The following is a 2287-nucleotide window of genomic DNA, read 5'->3' as shown; positions in this document are numbered from 1 at the left end:
CCTGGCGACATTGCCTTCGATGTGGGTGCACACCTAGGAGATCGCAGTGCAGCATTTCAAGCTCTGGGGGCCAGGGTCATTGCTCTGGAGCCCCAGCCAGCGTTAGCCAAGTGGTTTCAGCGCTTGCTGAAACGCCCTGACATCACCCTGCTGCCGCTGGCCGTGGGGCCTCGGCTCGGCGTCGCCGAGATCGCCATCAGCGAAGGCAACCCCACCCTGTCCACGCTGGCCAACGACTGGCGCCATCAGGTAGGCGAGCGCAACCCCGGCTTTCATCACGTGCGCTGGGAGCAGACTCTGCAGGTCGACATGACCACTCTGGACGCACTGATCGAACGTTATGGCACCCCGCGCTTTATCAAGATCGACGTGGAAGGCTTCGAGGCCGAGGTACTGCAGGGGCTCCATCACCCCGTTGCGGCCCTCTCCGTGGAGTTCGTTGCGGGCATGCTGGAGGTCAGCCATGCCTGCCTGGCAGAGATACAGCGGCTGGGGGAGTATCGCTTCAACGCCATTGCAGGCGAGCGCCGCCGATTCCTCTTCGAGCAGTGGCTAACCCCAGAGGCCATGCAACAATGGCTCGCCCAGGGAGCGGGACAGTTGGCGTCGGGGGATATCTACGCCTGCCGCCACGACCATCCGATACTGACCGACGCCTAGCACTCAGCCGTACTGATCACCCTTGAAGAGACTGTTATGGTTCATGAATGGCAACACCTGACCGCGCCCAAACTTCAGGCCCTGGCCCAGCGCCAGCCCATCGCCCTTATCACGCTGGGCGCCATCGAGCAGCACGGCACCCACCTGCCCCTGGGCACCGACCTGATAATCGGCGAGGGCCTGCAGGCGGCCATGCTGGCGCAGCTCCCCGACGACATCGAGGTGCTTTGCCTGCCCCCCATGGCCATCGGAGCCAGCGATGAGCACGCCAGCTTTTCAGGCACCCTGAGCCTGCCCGCCAGGCTGGCCATCGAGGCGTTGGAAGCCTACGGCGACAGCGTTGCCCGGGCGGGCATCCACAAGCTGATGATGATCAACAGCCATGGCGGCAACAAAGCCGTGATGGACCTGGCGGCCCTGACCCTGCGCCAGCGCCACGCCATGCGCGTGGTCAAGGCGACCTATACTCGGCTGCCGCCGCTGGAAGGTGCCCTGGCCGCCGATGAGCTGCGCCATGGGCTGCACGGAGGGCTGCTGGAGACCTCGATGATGCTGCACCTGGCCCCTCAGTGGGTAGACACCGAAGGGTATACGCCCACGCCCCCCGCCACGCCTCCCGAAGGTGGCCTGCTGGGCGCCGAAGGCAGCGCGGCCTATGCCTGGTTGGCAGAGGACCTGAGCCCCCACGGAGTGGCGGGCGATGCCCATGGCGCCAGCGCCGACCTGGGCGAACGATTGGTGCGCCACTATGCGGGCCTGCTGGCCCGCGTGGTGGAAGAAACCACTCGACTGCCCGCCCTGAACTGACTCTCTTGACCATAAAATGCCGCTGGCCGGATGCTGGCTCAGCGGCAACGATTAAGTGTTCAGCGGTTGACGCCTGATATTTCAGTGGCCACGGCTCTCCAGCACGTCGTCCAGAAAATGTCCGGCCCGGTTGGCCTTGGCACTCAGGTAGCGATGGTTGTGGTCGGTCACGCTGCCATACAGGGCCTGACGCGAGACGACCTCGATCCCCCCTTCCCGCAGGGCCGACATTTTCAGCGGGTTGTTGGTCAATAGCTGTACCTGATGAATCGACAGCGCATTGAGCATATCCACCGCCACCGCGTACTGCCGCTCATCGTCGCCAAACCCCAGCACCTGGTCGGCGTCCACGGTATCCAGGCCACTGTCTTGCAGGGTATAGGCGCGCAGCTTGTTGGCCAGGCCGATGCCCCGCCCTTCCTGGGCCAAATACAGCAGCACGCCACCGCCCATCCCCTGGATATCGGCCACGGCATTACGCAACTGCTCACCGCAGTCACAGCGCAAGCTACCGAACAGGTCACCGGTCAAACAGGCAGAGTGCATGCGTAGCGGCACGGGGCCTTGCTGGGCTTCGGGCTGGCCGATCACCACTGCCACGTGCTCACGCAGGCCATCGGGCTCGCGAAACAGCACGAAGCGGCTATGCGGCGTGTCTTCCAGCGGTATGTTGGCTTCACTGACCCGCTTGAGCATGCCCGGCGCACCGGCCAGACACTGCAGGGCTTCTTCGGCACTGACTTCCAGCAGCTGCCCCTGGCGCACCTGCTCGGCCACAGCATGGCTGGCCTGCTCGCTCACCTCGGCGGTGAGGGCCGCA

3 protein-coding genes are annotated in these 2287 nt (G+C 64.8%); 2 read left to right on the top strand and 1 reads right to left on the bottom strand.

All coding sequences use genetic code 11. The annotated features are described in order from the left end of the window. On the top strand, positions 1 to 660 hold a 660-nt coding region (locus B7L72_RS16300), incomplete at its 5' end, for an FkbM family methyltransferase (protein ID WP_081195543.1). A gap of 36 nt (positions 661 to 696) precedes the next feature. Then, positions 697 to 1467, top strand: coding sequence for a creatininase family protein (locus B7L72_RS16295; protein WP_081195542.1), 771 nt, complete (start codon positions 697 to 699; stop codon positions 1465 to 1467). An 81-nt stretch (positions 1468 to 1548) separates the two neighbouring features. Here the strand turns inward: B7L72_RS16295 and B7L72_RS16290 are convergent. Further along, positions 1549 to 2287 (bottom strand): GTP cyclohydrolase II (locus B7L72_RS16290; protein ID WP_081195541.1); only part of this gene is annotated, 739 nt, incomplete at its 5' end.

The sequence above is a fragment of the Halomonas sp. BC1 genome (genome assembly GCF_002078135.1).
Taxonomy (GTDB): domain Bacteria; phylum Pseudomonadota; class Gammaproteobacteria; order Pseudomonadales; family Halomonadaceae; genus Vreelandella; species Vreelandella stevensii.
Note: the sequence above shows the minus strand (reverse complement) of the source record. Positions and strands in the feature narration are given on the sequence as shown.